The organism is Paenirhodobacter enshiensis, from assembly GCF_000740785.1.
GTDB lineage: Bacteria > Pseudomonadota > Alphaproteobacteria > Rhodobacterales > Rhodobacteraceae > Rhodobacter > Rhodobacter enshiensis.
The window spans coordinates 15,146-33,995 of the sequence record NZ_JFZB01000018.1 but is presented as its reverse complement, the minus strand read 5'-3'; the positions used below and the strand labels follow the sequence as shown (position 1 = coordinate 33,995).

The following is an 18,850-nucleotide window of genomic DNA, read 5'->3' as shown; positions in this document are numbered from 1 at the left end:
TCATTGTTTCTGTTCCTCACTGGTCGCAATGGGCGGACGGGCGGCAGCCGGCATCAGGCTGGTCAGCCGCAAAAGCCGCATCTGGATGTCCAGAAGATGTTCGTGCATCGTGGCCCCGGCGCGCTCGGGGTCGGCGGCGGCGATGGCGGCAACGATGGCACGGTGCTGGCGCTGCGTGTCGGCAATGGAATAGGGCACCTGCGTGCGGGCCTTCTCGCGCAGGGCCTGCCAGATCTTGTCGCGCCGCGCCCGGTTCACGATGTCGAACAGCGACAGCAGCAGTTGGTTTCCGGCCATCACCGCGATCTCGCGATGGAACGCGCCGTCCCACAATTCGCGGCCCTCGGCATCGGCGATGTCATCGAGGCGGGTCAGGATCTGTTCGAGCCGCGCCAGCCGCTCGGGCGTGGCGCGCAGCGCCGCAAGCTGGGCGATCTGCGGCTCCAGCCGGACGCGGACCTCCATCACCTCTTCGTAATTCGTCATCGGGATGAGAGAGGCGATACGGCCGGTGAACGGATCGGGTGCACTGCCGAGGAAGGTGCCCGCCCCCTGCTTGCGCCAGATCAGCCCCTCGGTCTCCAGCACGTCGAGCGCGCGGCGCAGCGCATGACGGCCGACGCCCAGGGTCTCCGCCAGAGCGCGCTCGGTCGGCAGCTTTTCACTATCCTGCGCCGCGCCGCTGGTCAGATAGCGGCGCAACTCTGCCAATGCGTGGGCGGCGTCGGTCTCCGGCCGGGAAACCGCCTCGCCCGGCGCCGGGGCAGCAGAGAGGGAAACGTTCGGGTGAGTCATGACCAAATCCAGCAATTGGTTCAAAACAATGTGCAGAATTGGTTTGCGATAAAGTCCAAAAGACAGATCCCGGACCAGGAAGGCCGGAATTTCGCGTCAGTGCCTGTTTGTTGGGCGACTCTGGGCAACTCCTGCCCGGTGAATCATCCCCCCCCGCCACTCGCACGAAGGCGAAAGCGGGGGTGGATGGGTCTTTCCCGGCCGCTGTCAGGCGGGGACGATCCGCGTGCCGGCCTGACCCGCGACGATGGCCGCGGCATCTTCAAGCCGGCCGATCCCGGCCTGCCCGCCGGTTGCGCGGACGAACTCGACGCCCGCGCGCACCTTCGGCCCCATGGACCCCGCCGGGAAATCCGCGGGCGAAAGATCGTCCGGATGAACCTGGCCGAGCGCCTCGGCCCCGGGCGTGCCGAAGCCGCGATAAACTGCGGCGACATCGGTCAGCATCAGCAGCATGTCGGCGCCGATCTGGCGCGCCAGCAGACTGCTGGCGAGATCCTTGTCGATCACCGCCTCGACCCCGGTCATCCCACCTTGCGGCAACGAGACGACCGGGATGCCGCCACCGCCGGCGCAGATCGGGATCACGCCCTGCCCGACGAGGATCTTCAGCACCTCGGCCTCGAGGATCGCGAGCGGGGCCGGCGAGGCGACGACGCGGCGCCATTTGTCGCCATCGGGCGCCACCTGCCAGCCGCGCGCCGCGGCGAGCGCCTGCGCCTCGGCCTGCTCATAGACCGGGCCGATCGGCTTCGTCGGATGGCCGAAGGCGGGATCGGCCGGATCGACGCGCACCTGCGTCAGCAGCGTCGTCACCAGCCGGTCGGGCAGCGCATTTCCCAGCTCCTGCTGCAGCACATAGCCGATCATCCCCGCGCTTTCGGCATCGAGCACGTCGAGCGGAAACGGCGATTGCGGCGTGGCCGCCGATTGCAGCGCCAGCAGGCCGACCTGCGGGCCGTTGCCATGCGTCACCACCAGCGAATGCCCCGCCGTCACCAGTTGCGCCAGACCCTGCGCCGCGGTGCGGATATTCGCCCGCTGAGTCTCGCCGGTCATCGGCTCGCCCCGGCGCAGGATCGCATTGCCCCCGAGGGCCGCGACGATCCGCATCGCCTCAGCCCCCGAGCGTGGCGACGAGCAGCGCCTTGATCGAGTGCATCCGGTTCTCCGCCTGATCGAAGACGATGGAGGCGGGGCTTTCGAACACCTCCTCGGTCACTTCCATGCAGTCGATGCCGTAATCCTTCAGCACCTGCGCACCGACCTCGGTCTCGGCGTTGTGGAAGGCGGGCAGGCAGTGCATGAACTTGACGTAGGGGTTGCCGCTCGCGCGCATCAGATCGGCGGTGACGCGATAGGGCGTCAGCAGGCGGATCCGTTCGGCCCAGACGGCGGCATCCTCGCCCATCGACAGCCAGACGTCGGTGTAGATGAAATCCGCCCCCTTCACCGCGGCCACCGGATCCTCGGTGATCTCGAAGTGCGCGCCGGTTTCGGCCGCCATCTTGCGGATCCGGTCGAGGAACGCTTCCTCGGGCCAGAGCGCGCGCGGCGAGGCGATGCGGAACGACATCCCCACCTTCGCCGCCCCGATCGCCAGCGACAGCGCCACGTTGTCGCGCCCCTCGCCGGTGAAGGTCAGCACCATGTCGGAAAGATGCTTGTGGGTGAATTCACGCATCGTCATGAAATCGGCCAGAACCTGCGTCGGGTGGGTCTGGTCGGTCAGCCCGTTGAACACCGGCACGCCCGAGAACTGCGCCAGCGTCTCGGCATCCTTCTGCGAAAAGCCACGATATTCGATGGCGTCATACATCCGGCCGAGAACGCGGGCCGTATCCTTCATCGTCTCTTTATGGCCGATATGGCTGCCCGAGGGGCCGATATAGGTGACATGCGCCCCCTGATCGAAGGCCGCCACCTCGAATCCCGAACGCGTGCGCGTCGAATCCTTCTCGAAAATCAAGGCGATGTTGCGCCGGTTCAGCCGCGGGACCTCGGACCCCGACAGCTTCGCGGTCTTCAGATCCGCCGCCAGACGCAGCAGGAAACGGATCTCGTCCGGGGTGAAATCGGCCAGCGTCAGCACGCTGCGGCCATGCAGATTGATCGGCATCGGGGGCCTCCTTACACGGGATCGCGGGCAATCGGGCAGGTCATGCAGTGACCGCCGCCGCGCCCGCGGCTCAGTTCGGCACTCTCGATGGTGATGACCTCGACGCCCGCACGGCGCAGCAGAGTGTTGGTGTAGACGTTGCGGTCATAGCCGATCACCACGCCCGGTTCGACCGCGACGACGTTGTTGCCATCGTCCCACTGCTCGCGCTCGGCCTCGTAGCCGTCGCCGCCGGTCGCGACGATGCGCAGCTTCTTCAGCCCCATGGCCTCGGCCACGACCTCGACGAAGGGGCGCTTCTCCTCGGTCACGGTGACGGAGCGCTCGCCCTCCCCCGGCCGGATCGAGAACGGACGGATCCGGTCCACCACCGGCGGATACATCGTCGCAAGGTCGTGGTCGCACAGCGTGAACACCGTATCGAGGTGCATGAACGAGCGGTCGCGCGGCATCAGCGCGGCGATGACATGGCTGGCCTGCCCGGTCGCGAACAGGTTGCGCGCGAGGCTGCCCACCGCCTGCGGGGTCGAACGTTCGCCCATCCCCACCAGCACCACGCCGCCGCCGATCGGCATCACGTCGCCGCCTTCGAGGCTGCAGTGCATCCCCGGATTGTCCGGCGTGACGAAGGGAATGCCGGCATCGCGGAACCGCGGGTGGAAGCGATAGATCGCCTCGGCATTCGCGGTCTCGGGCCGGCGCGCGGGCCAGAACATCGGCCCGACCGAGACCGACCCATAGATCCAGCACGAGGAATCGCGGGTGAACAGCTGATTGGGCAGCGGCGGCAGCACGAAGTCCTGGCCAAGCAGCGTCTGCCCGAACAACCCGTCCGGCGCGAAGGGCAGCTCGGCGCGGGTGATGCCGCCGATCAGCCGGTCGGCCAGTTCCGCCGCCGGCATCTGACCGAGCCAGTCGCGCAGCTGCGGCCCCATGTCATAGCCCACCATATCCGGACCGATCCGGCGTTCCAGAAGCCACTGGCGCGCGGTCTCGTCGGCCAGCGTCTCGCCGAGCAGCTCGCCGAACAGATGCACCTTCACACCGCGCTCGCGCAGGGTGTCGACCAGAACGTCATGTTCCTGCCGGGCGCGCTTCACCCAGATCACATCGTCGAACAGCAGATCGTGACAGTTGTCGGGCGTCAGGCGCCGCAGGCTGAGGTCGGGGCGGTGCACGATCACTTCGCGCAGCCGCCCGGTTTCCGAATGAACACCGAGATCGGTCATGACAGGTCCTCCCTTCGTCGCAATTTCAGATGTCACAGCGCGCTGACCGCGCCGGTCCACATCTCGTAGCCGGCATAAAGGCCGACCAGCACCAGCGCCGCGGCCAGAACGGCCTCGACAGGAGTGAAGACGCGGGCGTCCTTCTCGCGCCGTGCCCAGACATAGAACACCAGCCCCGGCGCGTAGAGGATGGCGCACATGAACAGGTAAGACAGCCCCGCCGCATAGACGAGCCAGATGCCGTAGACCGTCGCCAGCCCGCCGATCAGCATCGGCCACAGCCGGTTTTCGCCCGGTGCATAGCTTTCACCGGTGATCGCCAGCTTTGCGGCATAAGCCCCCGAGAAGATATAGGGCACGAGGATCATGCCCGAAGCGATGGAGAACAACGCCTGATAGGTGCTGTGGGCGTAGAAGGTGACGATCAGGAAGGCCTGCACCAGAAGGTTGGTGATGAGGAGCGAGGTGACCGGCACCTTGCGCGTGCTTTCCGCGGCGAAGAAGGCGGGCATCGTGCCGTCCTTGCCCGCGACATGGGGCACCTCGGCGGCGAGCAGCGTCCAGCTCAGATAGGCGCCGAGAACCGAGACCACCAGCGCGAGGTTGATCACCACCGCACCCCAGGGGCCGACGACTTTCTCCATCACCCCGGCCATCGAGGGGTTCTTCATCCCCGCCAGATCGGCCTGACTGACGATGCCCAGAGACAGCAGCGAGATCAGCGCATAAAGCACGATGCAGGTCACGAAGCCCAGAACCGTGGCGCGCGCGATGTCGCGCCGCTTGGCTGCGCGGGCGGAATAGACGCTTGCCCCCTCGATGCCGATGAACACCCAGAGCGTGACCAGCATCGTGCTCTTCACCTGATCGAGGATCGAGCCGAGGTTCGCCGATCCCTTGAAGTCGAGCGCGAACACGTCGACCTTGAAGGCCAGCGCGATGACGATCACGAACAGCACGATCGGCGCCATCTTGGCGATGGTCGCGACGGTGTTGACGATCGCCGCCTGACGCACGCCGCGCAGGATCAGAAAGTGCACCGCCCAGACCAGGACCGAGGCGCCGAGGATCGCCTGCCAGGTATTTCCGTCGCCGAAGGCGGGGAAGAAATAGGACAGCGCGCTGAACACCACCACCGCATAGGATACGTTGCCGACCCAGGCACTGATCCAGTAGCCCCAGGCACTGTTGAAACCGATGAACGGGCCGAAGCCCGCCTTGGCATAGGCATAGGGACCGGAATCGAGATCCGGCTTTCGTGTCGCCAGCGTCTCGTAGACGAAGACCAGCGCCAGCATACCGACCGCGGTGATGCCCCAGCCGATCAGGATCGCCAGCGCGCCGGCGCCTGCCGCCATGTTCTGCGGCAGGCTGAACACCCCCGAACCGATCATCGAACCGATCACCAGCGCAACCAGCGCCCCCAGATGCAGCTTGTCCGACACCGGACGTCCTGCTGTCTCGCCGTTCTGTTCCATATCGCCCTCCGGGCAAAGATTCTGCTGAAATGCACAAACAATGAGCAGCCAGATAGTGCCGCCTGCCTTGACATGGATCAAGACATATCGCGTAGCCACCACGGACGTCGCGTTGCCCGCCTCCACACCCGCGCCGTCCCCGCGCTGACGTCGGGGCGCGCGGATCGCTCTGGACGCGCGCCCCGAAAGCGGGGCAAACCGGCCCGGAACGACGAAAGGACTCGCCATGGACAGGACGATCATCGAGGTTCCCGTGATCTCGGACACGCTGCGCCGGATCGGCGCACCGGTCGCCGCACTCGTGCGCACGAACGGGATGCTCTATACCTGCGGGATGCCGCCCATCGACCTGCAAACCGGCGACATCGTCTCGGCCGACATCGAAACCCAGACCCGTCTCAGCCTCGAGGCGCTCGCCTTCGCGCTCGAAACCGGCGGCGGCACGCTCGCCGACACGATCCGCGCTACGGTCTATCTGACCGACCCCGCCCTGACGGCCCGCATGAACAGCGTCTACCGCGACTATTTCCCGAACGGCTTCCCGGCACGCAGCTGCGTCGGCATCGGTCCCTGGCCGGGCTTCGACATCGAGATCGAATGCACCACCCCGATCCGGTGAACCCCGCTCCGCGAAGACACCCCGCCATCCCTTTCGATTCGCGAAAAATATCCCGGGGGTGAGGGCGAAGCCCGAGGGGGCAGAGCCCCCTCTTTATCACTTCTCCGCGGGGCAAAGCCCCCTCTCCCCGCCTCAGGCCCGCACCGGGCCCTTGTCTTCCAGCCGCCGCGCGAAGCGCGCGAGCGGGAAACACAGCACGAAATAGATCACCGCGACGAAGCCATAGACGCGGAACGGCTGGAATGTCGCGTTGTTCAGCGCGTCGGCCGTGCGCACCAGCTCCTCGAAGCCGAGGATCGAGGCCAGCGCCGTCGCCTTGATGAGCTGCACCAGAAACCCGACCGTCGGACCGAGCGTGATACGAAACGCCTGCGGCAGGATGACCAGACGCAGCTCCTGCCAGCGCCTAAGACCAAGCGCCGCGGCGGCATCCCATTGCCCTATCGGCAGCGCCTCGACCCCGCCGCGCCAGATCTCGGCCAGATAGGCCGAGGCATAGAATGTCAGCCCGAGCGCCGCCGCCGTCCAGGGCTCGATCTGCACACCGAACTGCGGCAGGCCGAAGAAGATCAGGAACAGCTGCAGCAGCAGCGGCGTGCCCTGAAACAGCTCGATGTAACCGAAGGCCGCGCGCCGCCACAGCTTATGCTCCGAGATCCGCGCGAACAGCACCGCAAGCCCAACAACCGTGCCGCCGATGAAAGCGACGACCGACAACAGCACCGTCCAGCGCGCCGCGAACAGCAGGTTGCGCAGAATATCCCACAGGGTGAATTCGATCATGTCAGCCCCGGCCCCAGATAGCGCGCCGCGATGCGGTTCAGCACGCGGCGCAGCGCGATCGACAGCGCCAGATAGATCGCCGCGGCGATCAGGAAGGTCTCGAACGGGCGGAAGGTCTGACTCTGGATCAGGTTCGCGCGCATCGTCAGTTCGCGCACCGAGATTTGCGACACCACGGCCGAATCGAGCATGGTGATCACCACCTGGCTCGCCAGCGCCGGGAAGATCACCGCCATCGCCTGCGGCAGCACCACCTTGACGAAAACCTGCCGCGGCTTCAGCCCGAGTGCCTCTGCCGCCTCGCGCTGACCGACGGCGACCGCCGCCAGCCCCGAGGCGACGATCTCCGTCGCATAGGCGCCGACGTTCAGCGTCATCGCGACGATCGCCGCCACCACCGGGTTCAGGTTCACCCCGAGGCTCGGCAACCCGAAGTAGATGAAGAACAGCTGGACGATGAACGGGGTGTTGCGGATCGCCTCGACATAGACGCCGACGGTGGCCTTCAGCCAGCCGATGCGCCCGCGCCGGGCGGCGGCGCCAAGGACGCTGATCGCGAGCCCCAGCACCGTCGAACAGGCCGTCAGCCACAGTGTCATGCCCGCGCCTTCGACAAGCGCGCGCCACCCCGTCAGCAGCCAGCCGAAATCCAGACCCGAGCCCATCGTCCCGCCCGTTCTTCGCTCTTAGTTCTTGGTCTGAAGGTTCTCGACCTTCATCGGCGTCTTCAGCCACTTCTCGGACGCCGCGTTCAGCGTGCCATCGTCGATCATGGTCTTGATCGCGCCGTCGATGGTGGAGATCAGCGCATCCTCGCCCTTGCGCACCGCGATATGCGACGGCGAGGACATCAGCTGGAACTTCTCCTCGGGCTTCAGCGCGGTCTGCTTCTCCAGCACCTGGGCACCGACGTTGTTGCCAACCGCCATCAGATCGGTCTGGCCCGAGATGAAGGCCTGAATCACCGCGGCATAGTTCGGGAAGCGGCGGATCGTGGCGCTCTCGGGGGCGGCCTTGGTCAGCGAGGTATCCTCAAGCGTGCCCTGATTGACCGCGATGGTCTTGCCGGCCATGTCCGCCGGGCCCTCGATCTTCGTCGCCTGCGGGCCGATGACCGCGATGTAATAGGGCGCGTAGGCGCCGGCGAAGCCGATGGCCTGAGCGCGCTCGTCCGAGTAGCCGACGCTCATCAGCATGTCGACGCGCTTGTCGTTCAGGAAGGCGATGCGGTTCTGCCCGTTGATCGGCACCAGCTTGACCTTGACGCCCAGAACCTTGCCGATGTCATTGGCGACGTCGACGTCATAGCCCACGGTGCTCATGTCGGCCGCGACCGAGGAGAACGGCGGGAAGTCCGGGAAGATACCGACGTTGATGACGCCGGCGGCCTTGATGTCGGCCATCTCGTCGGCCTGGGCGGCAACGCCGAAAGCGGCGACGGCCGTGACCGCAGCAGCGACGAGGCAGCGGAAACCCGAAGTGAAAGTCATGGAAAACCCCCTGGGGTAGTCGTGTTCTGTTTTGTCCCGACACTTTACAGCGGCCGGGCACCGCCGTCCCGGCCGACCTGCGCCCGGAACCTCTGGCTGTCATAGCCTTTGCCCCTGCCGGATGCCAGAGCATGACCGCCCTCTCGCACGGCTCCTGCGTGCCCGGCGCGGGGGCGCTCAGCTTTCCTGCGCCCGCGTCTCCAGCAGATCGACCTCATGGACCAGCCGGCGCGCCACGTCATCCGGGACCGCATTGCGCCGCGCCTCGCGGTAGATCGCCTCGCGTTCGGCCTGCAGCGCAGCGAGCCAGACCTCGCGCTCGGCCCGGGCGGCAGCGCGGAACCGGTCCATGTCGGATTGCTCCTTGGCGGAATAGCCGGCAATGCGCTCCTTGTAGTAGTCGATCAGCCGGGCCGAGGCATGGGTGTAAAGGTCGTTGTCGGCGCCATCGCGAGGCAGCGTGCGCATCATCGCCTGCGCAGCCTCGATGGCGGCCGTGGCAGCGGCAGCGCGCACCGCATCCTCCTGTTGGCGCTCGTGCGGTTCGGCGGGAACGGCAAGCCCCTTCAGCAACGGCGGCAGCGCGACCGAGGCCAGCACCAGCGACACGATGATCGCGCAAGCGGCAAGGAAGATCACCAGATCGCGCGCCGGAAACGGATCGCCGTCGGGCAGGAGGAAGGGAATCGTCAGGATACCGGCCAGCGTGATCGCGCCGCGCGCCCCCGCGACGGAGGTCGCCGCCACCAGCCGCCAGCCCGGCGCAGGCGGCGGATCTCCGCGCTTCAGCGCGGCACGGATGCTGAAGCGCAGCGCCACCCACACCCACAGAAACCGCAGCGCCACCAGCGCGACGTTGATCAACAGCACATAGACGATCATCCACAGCGGGCTGACATGGCCGGTTTCCGAAACCACCTGAGCGGCGCTCGCGACGATGCGGGGCAGCTGCTCGCCCAGAACGACGAACATCATGCCGTTCAGGGCGAACTGCACCATGTCCCACACCGCGTTGCGCCGGATCCGCGTCGTGGCGAGGGCGCGGCCGCTTTGCTCGGAGTAGCTCATCGTCATGCCCGCCGCGACCGCCGCGAGAATGCCCGATCCCCCGACCTTCTCCGCCGCCAGATAGGCCACGAAGGGAATGAGCAGGCTGACGAGAATCTGCGAGCCGGTATCCTCGCCATAGTCGCGCGCGACGCGGTTCTTGCTCCAGGTGAGGATCCAGGTGACCACGATGCCGATCGCCAGTCCCCCGAGCACCAGCCACACGAAGCTCGCCGCCGCGTCGGCAAGCGAGAACGCTCCGGTCATCGCCGCCGCCACCGCGAAACGCATACATACGAGGCCCGATGCGTCGTTCAGCAGCGACTCGCCTTCCAGCACGTGCATCAGCCGGCGCGGCACGTTGACCCGCGCGGCAATCGCCGTCACCGCGACAGGATCGGTCGGCGACAGGATCGCGGCCAGCGCGAAAGCCACCGGCAACGGGATCGCCGGGATCAGCCAGTGCACCAGGAACCCGATGCCGAGCGTGGTGAACACCACCAGCCCGAAGGCAAGTTCCAGAACCGTGCCGATATCGCGAAACAATCCCTCCTTCGGGATGCGCCAGCCGTCGAGGAACAGCAGCGGCGGCAGGAACAGCAGGAAGAAGATGTCGGGCTCCAGCCGGATGCCGCTGCCGGTGATACCGCTGACCGCAAAGCCGATGGCGATCTGGATCAGCGGCAAAGGAAGCACGCGCGGCAGCATCCGCGCGGCGGCGGCACTGATCACGACGGCAACCAGAAGCAGCAAGACGGTGGTGATGGTTTCCAAGGCTTTGTCCCGGGCAGGAATTGCGGTTTGCCACACACTATAGCTGTTGCGCGTTCCGGCCGGCCAGAGGGGCGCCCGTCACGTTCGGCTGACCGCCCGTGAGCGGGCCGGGCGAAACGGTGCGGTGCCGGAAACCGGCCGTGAAATTCCGCCCGGACGACCGGCGAACTGTCATCGCGCTGTCACAGCAGGCGCGCAAAAGGCCGCCAGTCGTCTCCGACAGCCGCGGGGACGTTTCCCTTTCGTCCGGCGCAGGGCATCGTGCGCCCGCCCGCAACCCGACCGAGGCCGCCGATGTCCGATGTTCCGTTTCTCCTTGCCCATATCTCGGATCTGCATATCGCGGCGGGCAGGCAGGCCGGGGGCCATGTGCGCGCCGATGCGGTCGGCCGCGCCCGCGCGCTCGTCGCAGATCTGGCGGCGTTTCGCCCTGCGATCGGGCTTGTCGTCATCACCGGCGATCTGACCGACGGCGGCACGGCGCAGGATTACGCGCTGTTGCGCGAGGTGCTGGCGCCGCTCGGCCTGCCCGTCGTGCTGTTGCCCGGCAATCACGACGCTCGCGCGCCGATGCACGCGGCCTTTCCCGAGGTGGCCTTCGCCGCCCCCGACATGCTGTGCAGCGAGACGAAGATCGGGCCGGTTCGGGTGCTCGGCCTCGACACGCTGGTCGAGGGCGAGGTGGCCGGGCGTCTCGATGCGCGGCAGCTCGGCTGGCTCGAAGGCAAGCTGAACGAGCGTTTCGCCGGGCCGACGGTGATCGCACTGCATCACCCACCCTGCGCGGCGAACCTCGGCGCGCTCGACCGCAACGGGCTGACCCGGGGGGCGGAGGCGCTGCTTGCGCTGATCGAGGCGGCCCCCGGCCCGGTGACGGTGCTGTGCGGCCATGTGCACCGCCCGTTCATCGCCCATTGGGGCAAGGCCACGGTCTTCGCCGCCTCCAGCACCGCCTTCGAATATGCTCTCGCCCTCGATGCCGACAACGAGCCCGGACTGTCCACGTCCGCCTACGGCTACCGTCTGCATCTGTTCGACGCCGCGGGCGGACGAAGCGTGCACCGCGTCACCCCGGATCTGAGCCTGAAACATTGAAGGAACCCCGCATGTTATCCGATCTGATCCCGGTCGTCGAAGAGGCGGGCGCGCTGGCGTTGACGCATTTCGGCCGCCTCTCCGCCGCAGAGATCGCCGAAAAGGGGCATCTCGATCTGGTCACCGTGGCCGACCGCGCGGTCGAGGCGCTGATCTCCGCCCGGCTCGGCGCGCTGTTCCCCGAGGATGGGATTTACGGCGAGGAAGGCGGGCGCGCCGCCGGAACCTCGGGCCGGGTCTGGGTGATCGACCCGATCGACGGCACCTTCAACTTCGTGCGCGGCGGCATCGACTGGGGCGTCTCGGTCGGGCTGTTCGCGGATGGGCGGCCGGTGCTCGGCGCGGTGCTGCAACCCGCGCGCGGGCGGCTGTTCGCGGGCGGGCCGGACGTGGGGGCGTGGCTGGATGGCCGCCCGCTCGCGGCTCTCTCCCCGTTTCGCGCCGGTATCGCCTCGGCCGGGCTCGGGCTTGGCGGGGGCCAGCCGGTGGCGGACGGGATGCGCGCGATGGCGGCGCTGCGCCACGGCGGCCGCGCCATGGTGCGGATCGGCAATTGCTGCACCGCGACGATGGCCGAACTCGCGACGGGCGAGATCGACGGCTATGTCAGCTGCGGCGAATCGAGCTGGGACGTGATGGGCATGTGGCCGGTGGTCACTGCGCTCGGCGCGGTCTCGACGCTTGAGTGGGCAGACCGGGGGCTTGAGGGGCGGATGCGCTTCCTCCTCGGCAAGCCGGGCTTCGTCGCGGCTTTCGATGAGCGGGAAATTTTTGGCACCGACACGATCTGAGGCGAATATCGGCTTTATTCGCCTCACAAATTACATCAATATGAGGCGAATAATCGGGATAATCGCCTCATGGCCTGGATCTGGCAAAGCGCACACTGGCCGAATTTCACCTATGACGCCGCCGCAGTCGCCCCGGCGCTGGCCGAAGCCATGGCCGCGATGGGTGAGGTTTCCGGCCTCGAACAGGGCCTCTCGCCGGCGGAGGCCGAAGAGCTGCGTCTGCGCCGCATCGTCGGCGAGGCGCTGGCGTCCTTCGGCATCGAGGGGGTGGCGCTCGATCCGGACGAGATCGAGGCTTCGGTCATCGCCTCGCTGCGCCACCGCGACGGCGAGGCGCTGGCGCGGCGCTCGGACGCCATCGCCTCGGTGATGATCGAAGCCCGCGCCGCCACCGCCCCGATGAGCGCCGAAACCCTGCAAGCCTGGCACCGGCTGCTGTTCTTCGGCATCGAGATCGAGGACCCCGGCCGCTGGCGCCGCAGCGGGATCGAGATCGTGCGTTCCGCCGCCGCGGGCCGGCAGGACGTGCTGTTCATCGCGCCACCGCCCGAAAGCCTGCCGGCCGAGATGGAGCGGTTGCTGAACTGGCTCGGCACGGAAACCCGCTTGCCGGTGGCGATCCGCGCCGCGCTGGCGCATCTGTGGTTCGAGACGATCCACCCGTTCTCGGACGGCAACGGCCGGATCGGCCGGGCGCTGATCGAGCATGTCTTCGCCCGCGAGCGGGTCTTGCCGTTCTCGCTGTCGCGCCGGATCGAAGTAGAAAAACGCCAGTATTATCAGGCGCTTCAGGATGGCCGCCGCGAAGGCCCGGCGGGCATCGACGCCACGCCCTTCGTCGCCTGGTTCCTCGGCTGCCTCGCCCGCGCGGCCGATGGCGCGCGCGGCGAAGCGGTCTTCCTGCTCGCCCGCAACCGCTATTTCCTGCGCTTCGGGCCAGAGCTGTCGCCGCGTCAGGAAACCGTGCTGCGCCGGCTGTTCGGGCAGGGCCCGCGCCGCATCGCCGAGGGGCTGAGCGCGCGCAGCTATGCGAAGATCGCCGATGTCTCGGGCGCGACGGCCACGCGCGATCTGACCCGGCTGGCCGAGATCGGCGCGATCATCCGCCGTGAGGCAGGCGGGCGCTCAACCGGCTACGATATCGCAACGGTCTGAGAAAACGTCGCCTCAGCCCCGGGTCTCGGGGGCGGAACCGGGTTGTGCTGCCAGCGCCCGAACCTCGGCGATCAGCGCCTCCTGCTGCGCCGACATCGCGTCCAGCCGGGCAAGGATCACGTCGTCGATCTTGGCGTGCAGACGCAGGATCTCGATCTCGGCGCGCAGGTTGACCTCGTAATCGAGCCCCGCCGCCACCCGGTCCTTGTCGGCCTGCCGGTTCTGACTCATCATGATGATCGGCGCCTGTATCGCGGCGATGGTCGACAGGATCAGGTTCAGGAAGATGAACGGATAGGGGTCGAAGGACAGCCCCAGCCAGGCCAGCGCCCCGCTGTTGAGCATCATCCACCCCGCCAGCACCACCGTGAACAGGATGATGAAGGTCCAGGAGCCACCGAAGGCCGCCACCTTGTCGGCCGTCCGGTCGCCGAAGGTCGCCTGCTCCTCTGCCACCGCCCCGGCGTCGCGGCTGGTCGGCCGGTGCTCTGCGATCTGGCGCAGGACGCGCTGTTCTTCCTCGGCGAGGGTATCGACGCTCTTGTTCAGATATCGCGCCGCAAGGTCTTTCAGTCTGGTATTCGTCATCGCCCGCTCTCTCCCGATGGCCGGCCTCCGGCTGTGCCGGGGCCTCGCGCGGAGAGGCTACACGAACTCTGCCCTGCGCCGGAAGTCACCGCGCCGCGATGACGCGACGGCGCAGCGACCGGGCTCAGGGATTCGGGCAGCCCCGCAATGCCCGCCCCGGCCCGGTCGCATCGGAGAGGGGCATGAACCGGGCCGCTTCCATATCTGTTCTCGCACCTGCTCCGGGCAGGTCGCGGGCGTCACTCCACCGCAATCATACGGGAAATCCAGCGCGCGAATTCGTAATTCGGCCGCTCCAGATGCGACAGCGCGCCCGGCACCGCGAACCGGCTCTGCATTCCGCGCCAGACCCGTTCGGTGCAGCCGCGATCCTCATCATTGACGTGATCGAGCAGCCCCTTGAGCGCGGCGAAATGCTTCGGCGCCTCGGGATCGGCCATGTAATCGGGCGACAGCCCGCCGCCATACAGGATCTTCACGTGATCGGTGCCGTCGGGCATCAGCGACAGATACCAGAAATAGCCGGGCGTCAGCGTGATCAGCAGCGAGGGGTAGATCGACAACAGCCAGGTCCGGCGCCGTTCCTCGCCCGTCAGCGCCGTGTTCGACGGATGCGCCAGCGCCAGCGGCACCGAGTCGTCCTTCAGGATGTGGTGATAGTTGAAGGTCGAAAATCCCTCGGGACAGACCATCTCGCTCAGCCGGCTCGCCCCTCCGATGGTGCCGCGGTGGCACATCGGCAGGTGATAGCTTTCCATGAAATTCTCGGCGAGGATCTTCCAGTTGGTGTTCCAACGGTGCTCTTCGCGGAAGGTCTCGGTATAGGATCCCATGTCGAGATAACCGACCAGCTTATCGACATCGGCATGGAGTTCCGCAGGCTCCGGCAGATCGGGATCGAGGGTGACCATGATCCAGCCCTGCCAGTCGACGCAACGGATCCCCGGCAGCGCCACGTCCTGCTTGCAGAAGCTCTCGTTCAGCTCCATCGCCGGGGCGCCACGCAGCGACCCGTCGAGCGCATAGGTCCAGGCGTGATAGGGACAGGTGATCGCCGCGACATGACCGCGCCCCTCCAGCAACACCGACATCCGGTGCCGGCACACGTTCGACATCGCCCGCAGCGCGCCCTTCGCATCGCGCAGCACGATCACCGGCTCCCCGGAGATATCGAGGGTCAGGTAATCCCCCGGCGCCTTCAGCGCATCCGCCCGCCCGGCACAAAGCCAGCTTCGGGCGAAGATCCGCGACTGTTCCAGCGCCAGAAATTCGGGCGAGGTATAGATCGACACCGGCATCGCGCCGGCGCGCTCCAGCGGCAGAGCCGCCATGGCGGCAAGTTCAGCGACGGGATCGTGCAGCATGGAGGGTCCTTCCGGCTCAGGCGCAATGACCTGCCCACCCTGCGGCGGCCCGGCCCGCCCCGGAAAGCAAGACCTCGATCATCACCGCTTAGGAAAAGACTAACATCGCGGGCACCTTTCCCGCCCCCCCTTTCGCCTTTCCGCAAATATCCCGGGGGAGTCTCCGGAGGAGACGGGGGCAGAGCCCCCTGCCCGCGCCAGACCCGCAAACCCGCCCGGGCTCAGCCGCGCGCAGTATGCAATTGCAGGCCGGGCAGATTTTCCGGGGTAATCTCGGTGCAGGCGTGATCTATGAACGCCGAGATGGTGCGCGAATTGCGCGCCCCCCCGGTCGTCAGCAGACCGAGCTTCAGCGTCCGCACATGCCCGCTCAGCGGCACGAAGCGCAGGCGGCGCCCGTCGGGAGCGATTTCGGTGCGCGGCATCACGTTCAGCATCCCGTAGCCGAAACCGTTCGCCACCAGCGAGCGCATCACCGCGATGTCGCGGGTGCGCTCGGCGATCGACGGAGCCACGCCGGAGGTCTCGAAGAACGACAGGAAATATTCGCTGCTGATCGGCAGATCCAGCAGCACCATCGGCCAGGGCGCCAGATCCTCGGGGGTCAGGCTGTCGCGCCCGGCAAGCGCATGGTCTTCGGGCAGGAGCGCGAAGGGCGGCAGATCCATCAGCGGCACGAAGTCGATGTCCGAGGGGATATTCATGTCATAGCTCAGCGCCAGATCCAGCCGCGCGGCGCGCAGCCCGTCGATGATTTCCTGCTGGTCGCGCTCGAACTGATGGAATGCGACCTCGGGATAAAGATCGACGAAGCTGCGCCGCAGCTGTGGCAACACGATCTGCGCAAAGGTCACCAGACAGCCGACGTTCAGCGGCCCGCGCACCTTGCCCGAGATATCGTTTGCCAGCTCGTTCAGCGCCCTGACCTGCTCTAGCACGGCCCGCGCCCGCTCCATGAAGCGCAGGCCGCCTTGCGTCAGCGACAGCCCGTGCGCATGGCGGCGCACGAAAAGCTGCAAGCCGAACTCGGATTCCAGCTGCGCGATCGCTGCCGAGATCGAGGGCGAGGACACGTTCACCCGCTCCGCCGCCAACGCGATCGAGCCCGCCTCGCCGACGGCGACGAAATATTCGAGTTGTCGCAGGGTGACGCGTGAGGCCATAACTTATCAAACTCGCGAAGGGATTTGGTTCGGTCTATGATCGGCTCCCGGGCCGGTCAACCTCGGCAACCGATCCGTCTTGCAGGGGGCAACGGAAATGATGCTCTTTCAGGCGTAACGCCGCAAAAGCAGGCAGTGACGACATCTTCCCCCGGCTATCGCCGTCGCCAGGAGTGCGCGGACTGCAAGATCCGCACCGCGATCCCTGCCTGAAATCCCGCAGGTGCCGGGCAGACGAAAGGGCCGCCCGACGGGCGGCCCCGGAAAAATCGCGTCCCGGCCTCAGTTGTGCAGCGAGGACAGGAACTGTTGCAGTTCCGGCGTCTTCGGCGCGCCGAACAGCTCGTCTGGCGTGCCGATCTCGTGCACGCGGCCCTGGTGCATGAACACCACGCGGCTCGACACCTTGCGGGCGAAGGCCATCTCATGGGTGACCATGATCAGCGTCATGCCTTCGTTCGCCAGCCCTTCGACGACGCGCAGCACTTCTCCGACCAGCTCGGGATCGAGGGCCGAGGTGATCTCGTCGCACAGCATCACCGCGGGCTCCATCGCCAGCGCCCGCGCGATCGCAACGCGCTGCTGCTGACCGCCCGAGAGCTGATCGGGCATCGCGTCGAACTTGTCGGCCAGCCCCACCCGGTCAAGCAGCCGGTGCGCCTGCGCCGCCGCATCGGGGCGCGCGGACTTCTTCACCAGCGTCGGCGCGAGCATCACGTTCGCCCCCACCGTCAGATGCGGGAACAGGTTGAAGCTCTGGAAGATCATGCCGACGCGCTGGCGCAGGTCGCGCATCGCGGCGGCGTTGTCATGCAACAGCGGCCGGCCGTCGACGGTCAGCCCGCCGTCCTGGAACACCTCCAGCCCGTTGATGCAGCGCAACAGCGTCGACTTGCCGGAGCCCGACTTGCCGATGATGCAGACCACCTCGCCCTTCTGGACGCGCAGGTCGATGCCCTTGAGCACCTCGACATCGCCATAGGATTTGTGCAGCCCCGCGATATCGACGATGACAGGGGCCGAGGCTTCAACGACGGACGGCATTCATCTTCCTTTCGAGAAAGCGGGCGTAAAGGCTGATCGGATAGCACAGGATGAAATAGCACATCCCGACCAGCGCGAAGACGGTGAAGGGGGCGTAGGTGACATTGGCGATCATGTTGCCGGCCCGCGTCAGCTCGACGAAGCCGATGACCGAAGCAAGCGCCGTGCCCTTGATGACCTGCACGGCGAAGCCCACGGTCGGCGGGATCGCGATGCGCAGCGCCTGCGGCAGGATCACGTAGCGCATCTGCTCGTAGAAGCTGAGCGCGAGGCTGGTCGAGGCCTCCCACTGCCCTTTCGGGATCGCCGCGACGCAGCCGCGCCAGATCTCGGCGAGGAAGGCCGAGGTATAGAGCGTCAGCGCCAGACCCGCCGAGACCCAGACCGAGACCTCGATGCCGAACAGGCGAAGACCGAAGTAGCTCAGGAACAGCTGCATCAGCAGCGGTGTGCCCTGGAAGAGGCCGACATAGCCGTTGAACAGCCGCGCGAAGGAGCGTTCGCGCCACAGCCGCAGCGACAGCAGCACCAGACCGACGATCCCGCCGCCCGCGAAGGCGATCAGCGACAGAACGACGGTCCAGCGCGCTGCGAGCAGCAGGTTGCGCAGGATATCCCACAGGGTGAAATCGACCATGGCGTCACCTCCCGAAGATGAAGCGCGGACCGACCCAGTTCAGCGCCCGGCGCACGGCCCAGGCGAGTCCGAGGTAGATCGCCGTCGCGACGATGTAGGATTCGAAGGTGCGGAAGGTGCTGGCCGAGATCACATTGGCCGCATAGCTCAACTCGCGCGTGGCGATCTGGCCGCAGACGGCGGAGCCGAGCATCACGATGATGATCTGACTGACCAGCGCCGGCCACACCTTCTTCAGCGCGGGCGGCAAGATCACATGGGTGAAGATCTGCACCCGGCTCATCGCCAGCGACAGACCCGCCTCGATCTGGCCGCGCGGCGTCGCCTCGAGCCCGGCGCGGATGATCTCCGTGCCATAGGCCGCGAGGTTCAGCGTCAGCGCGAGCAGCGAAGCCGTCACCGGCGACAGCCGCACCCCGGCCGCGGGCAGGCCGAAAAACACGAAGAACAGCTGCACGATGAACGGCGTGTTGCGGATCAGTTCAACATAAGCGCCGACGACGAAGGCCAGCCATCTCGGCCCGTTCGCCCGCGCCCAGGCACAGAAGACGGCGACCAGCAGCCCGAGGACCACCGCCACCGCCGTCAGGCCGAGCGTCCAGACGACACCCGTCACCAGCATCGGCCAGTCCCTGAGGACCGCCATGAAGTCAAGTTGGACTGTCATCCGGATCGCCCT

19 protein-coding genes are annotated in these 18,850 nt (G+C 67.0%); 4 read left to right on the top strand and 15 right to left on the bottom strand.

Going from position 1 to position 18,850, the window contains the following annotated elements; all coding sequences use genetic code 11:
* The 5 genes from CG50_RS10225 to arcD all read right to left on the bottom strand — a co-directional run bounded on the left by CG50_RS10225 (position 1) and on the right by arcD (position 5,621).
* Complete coding sequence (locus CG50_RS10225; protein ID WP_081880380.1) at positions 1-795, bottom strand: FadR/GntR family transcriptional regulator; 795 nt, start codon at positions 793-795, stop codon at positions 1-3.
* Positions 796-1,002: 207 nt separating this feature from the next.
* Positions 1,003-1,908, bottom strand: a complete 906-nt coding sequence (arcC, locus tag CG50_RS10220; protein ID WP_036637839.1) for a carbamate kinase — start codon at positions 1,906-1,908, stop codon at positions 1,003-1,005.
* A gap of 4 nt (positions 1,909-1,912) precedes the next feature.
* Complete coding sequence (gene argF / locus CG50_RS10215) at positions 1,913-2,914, bottom strand: ornithine carbamoyltransferase (protein ID WP_036637830.1); 1,002 nt, start codon at positions 2,912-2,914, stop codon at positions 1,913-1,915.
* A gap of 11 nt (positions 2,915-2,925) precedes the next feature.
* Positions 2,926-4,143 (bottom strand): arginine deiminase, encoded by a 1,218-nt coding sequence (locus tag CG50_RS10210; protein ID WP_036637828.1) that lies wholly within the window; start codon positions 4,141-4,143, stop codon positions 2,926-2,928.
* A gap of 32 nt (positions 4,144-4,175) precedes the next feature.
* A complete protein-coding gene (arcD, locus tag CG50_RS10205) occupies positions 4,176-5,621 on the bottom strand; it encodes an arginine-ornithine antiporter (RefSeq protein ID WP_081880379.1) in 1,446 nt (481 codons plus the stop codon).
* A gap of 226 nt (positions 5,622-5,847) precedes the next feature.
* On the opposite strand from arcD, the gene CG50_RS10200 reads away from it, so the two are divergent.
* Positions 5,848-6,240, top strand: a complete 393-nt coding sequence (locus tag CG50_RS10200; protein WP_036637826.1) for a RidA family protein — start codon at positions 5,848-5,850, stop codon at positions 6,238-6,240.
* A gap of 132 nt (positions 6,241-6,372) precedes the next feature.
* On the opposite strand, the gene CG50_RS10195 is transcribed toward CG50_RS10200, so the two are convergent.
* The 4 genes from CG50_RS10195 to CG50_RS10180 all read right to left on the bottom strand — a co-directional run bounded on the left by CG50_RS10195 (position 6,373) and on the right by CG50_RS10180 (position 10,334).
* On the bottom strand, positions 6,373-7,023 hold the full coding sequence (locus CG50_RS10195) for an amino acid ABC transporter permease (protein ID WP_036637824.1): 651 nt from the start codon (positions 7,021-7,023) through the stop codon (positions 6,373-6,375).
* Positions 7,020-7,688, bottom strand: a complete 669-nt coding sequence (locus CG50_RS10190) for an amino acid ABC transporter permease (protein WP_036637822.1) — start codon at positions 7,686-7,688, stop codon at positions 7,020-7,022. The genes CG50_RS10195 and CG50_RS10190 overlap by 4 nt, the downstream gene beginning before the upstream one ends.
* Positions 7,689-7,709: 21 nt before the next feature.
* Positions 7,710-8,513, bottom strand: coding sequence for a transporter substrate-binding domain-containing protein (locus CG50_RS10185; RefSeq protein WP_036637820.1), 804 nt, complete (start codon positions 8,511-8,513; stop codon positions 7,710-7,712).
* A 177-nt stretch (positions 8,514-8,690) separates the two neighbouring features.
* On the bottom strand, positions 8,691-10,334 hold the full coding sequence (locus CG50_RS10180; RefSeq protein ID WP_036637818.1) for a Na+/H+ antiporter: 1,644 nt from the start codon (positions 10,332-10,334) through the stop codon (positions 8,691-8,693).
* A gap of 294 nt (positions 10,335-10,628) precedes the next feature.
* On the opposite strand from CG50_RS10180, the gene CG50_RS10175 reads away from it, so the two are divergent.
* The 3 genes from CG50_RS10175 to CG50_RS10165 all read left to right on the top strand — a co-directional run bounded on the left by CG50_RS10175 (position 10,629) and on the right by CG50_RS10165 (position 13,375).
* Positions 10,629-11,429: a phosphodiesterase gene (locus CG50_RS10175; RefSeq protein ID WP_036637816.1), complete on the top strand. Its 801-nt coding sequence runs from the start codon at positions 10,629-10,631 to the stop codon at positions 11,427-11,429.
* An 11-nt stretch (positions 11,430-11,440) separates the two neighbouring features.
* On the top strand, positions 11,441-12,220 hold the full coding sequence (locus CG50_RS10170; RefSeq protein ID WP_036637813.1) for an inositol monophosphatase family protein: 780 nt from the start codon (positions 11,441-11,443) through the stop codon (positions 12,218-12,220).
* A gap of 69 nt (positions 12,221-12,289) precedes the next feature.
* Positions 12,290-13,375 (top strand): Fic family protein, encoded by a 1,086-nt coding sequence (locus CG50_RS10165; RefSeq protein WP_036637811.1) that lies wholly within the window; start codon positions 12,290-12,292, stop codon positions 13,373-13,375.
* A gap of 12 nt (positions 13,376-13,387) precedes the next feature.
* On the opposite strand, the gene CG50_RS10160 is transcribed toward CG50_RS10165, so the two are convergent.
* The 6 genes from CG50_RS10160 to CG50_RS10135 all read right to left on the bottom strand — a co-directional run bounded on the left by CG50_RS10160 (position 13,388) and on the right by CG50_RS10135 (position 18,838).
* Entirely contained in the window at positions 13,388-13,963 is a 576-nt protein-coding gene (locus tag CG50_RS10160) for a DUF1003 domain-containing protein (RefSeq protein ID WP_036637809.1), read from the bottom strand.
* A 239-nt stretch (positions 13,964-14,202) separates the two neighbouring features.
* Entirely contained in the window at positions 14,203-15,327 is a 1,125-nt protein-coding gene (locus CG50_RS10155) for an aromatic ring-hydroxylating oxygenase subunit alpha (protein ID WP_036637807.1), read from the bottom strand.
* A gap of 221 nt (positions 15,328-15,548) precedes the next feature.
* Positions 15,549-16,490 (bottom strand): LysR family transcriptional regulator, encoded by a 942-nt coding sequence (locus CG50_RS10150; RefSeq protein WP_036637805.1) that lies wholly within the window; start codon positions 16,488-16,490, stop codon positions 15,549-15,551.
* Positions 16,491-16,772: 282 nt separating this feature from the next.
* Positions 16,773-17,534 (bottom strand): amino acid ABC transporter ATP-binding protein, encoded by a 762-nt coding sequence (locus CG50_RS10145; RefSeq protein WP_036637804.1) that lies wholly within the window; start codon positions 17,532-17,534, stop codon positions 16,773-16,775.
* A complete protein-coding gene (locus CG50_RS10140; protein ID WP_036637802.1) occupies positions 17,518-18,171 on the bottom strand; it encodes an amino acid ABC transporter permease in 654 nt (217 codons plus the stop codon). Before CG50_RS10140 ends, CG50_RS10145 begins: the two co-directional genes overlap by 17 nt.
* A gap of 4 nt (positions 18,172-18,175) precedes the next feature.
* Entirely contained in the window at positions 18,176-18,838 is a 663-nt protein-coding gene (locus tag CG50_RS10135; RefSeq protein WP_036637800.1) for an amino acid ABC transporter permease, read from the bottom strand.
* Positions 18,839-18,850: the final 12 nt, after the last annotated feature.

Excerpts from the sequence above, each read along its gene's own strand:
- CG50_RS10225 (WP_081880380.1), bottom strand. The coding sequence starts at position 795 with ATGACTCACCCGAACGTTTCCCTCTCTGCTGCCCCGGCGCCGGGCGAG.
- arcC (WP_036637839.1), bottom strand. The coding sequence starts at position 1,908 with ATGCGGATCGTCGCGGCCCTCGGGGGCAATGCGATCCTGCGCCGGGGC.
- argF (WP_036637830.1), bottom strand. The coding sequence starts at position 2,914 with ATGCCGATCAATCTGCATGGCCGCAGCGTGCTGACGCTGGCCGATTTC.
- CG50_RS10210 (WP_036637828.1), bottom strand. The coding sequence starts at position 4,143 with ATGACCGATCTCGGTGTTCATTCGGAAACCGGGCGGCTGCGCGAAGTG.
- arcD (WP_081880379.1), bottom strand. The coding sequence starts at position 5,621 with ATGGAACAGAACGGCGAGACAGCAGGACGTCCGGTGTCGGACAAGCTG.
- CG50_RS10200 (WP_036637826.1), top strand. The coding sequence starts at position 5,848 with ATGGACAGGACGATCATCGAGGTTCCCGTGATCTCGGACACGCTGCGC.
- CG50_RS10195 (WP_036637824.1), bottom strand. The coding sequence starts at position 7,023 with ATGATCGAATTCACCCTGTGGGATATTCTGCGCAACCTGCTGTTCGCG.
- CG50_RS10190 (WP_036637822.1), bottom strand. The coding sequence starts at position 7,688 with ATGGGCTCGGGTCTGGATTTCGGCTGGCTGCTGACGGGGTGGCGCGCG.
- CG50_RS10185 (WP_036637820.1), bottom strand. The coding sequence starts at position 8,513 with ATGACTTTCACTTCGGGTTTCCGCTGCCTCGTCGCTGCTGCGGTCACG.
- CG50_RS10175 (WP_036637816.1), top strand. The coding sequence starts at position 10,629 with ATGTCCGATGTTCCGTTTCTCCTTGCCCATATCTCGGATCTGCATATC.
- CG50_RS10170 (WP_036637813.1), top strand. The coding sequence starts at position 11,441 with ATGTTATCCGATCTGATCCCGGTCGTCGAAGAGGCGGGCGCGCTGGCG.
- CG50_RS10165 (WP_036637811.1), top strand. The coding sequence starts at position 12,290 with ATGGCCTGGATCTGGCAAAGCGCACACTGGCCGAATTTCACCTATGAC.
- CG50_RS10160 (WP_036637809.1), bottom strand. The coding sequence starts at position 13,963 with ATGACGAATACCAGACTGAAAGACCTTGCGGCGCGATATCTGAACAAG.
- CG50_RS10155 (WP_036637807.1), bottom strand. The coding sequence starts at position 15,327 with ATGCTGCACGATCCCGTCGCTGAACTTGCCGCCATGGCGGCTCTGCCG.
- CG50_RS10150 (WP_036637805.1), bottom strand. The coding sequence starts at position 16,490 with ATGGCCTCACGCGTCACCCTGCGACAACTCGAATATTTCGTCGCCGTC.
- CG50_RS10145 (WP_036637804.1), bottom strand. The coding sequence starts at position 17,534 with ATGCCGTCCGTCGTTGAAGCCTCGGCCCCTGTCATCGTCGATATCGCG.
- CG50_RS10140 (WP_036637802.1), bottom strand. The coding sequence starts at position 18,171 with ATGGTCGATTTCACCCTGTGGGATATCCTGCGCAACCTGCTGCTCGCA.
- CG50_RS10135 (WP_036637800.1), bottom strand. The coding sequence starts at position 18,838 with ATGACAGTCCAACTTGACTTCATGGCGGTCCTCAGGGACTGGCCGATG.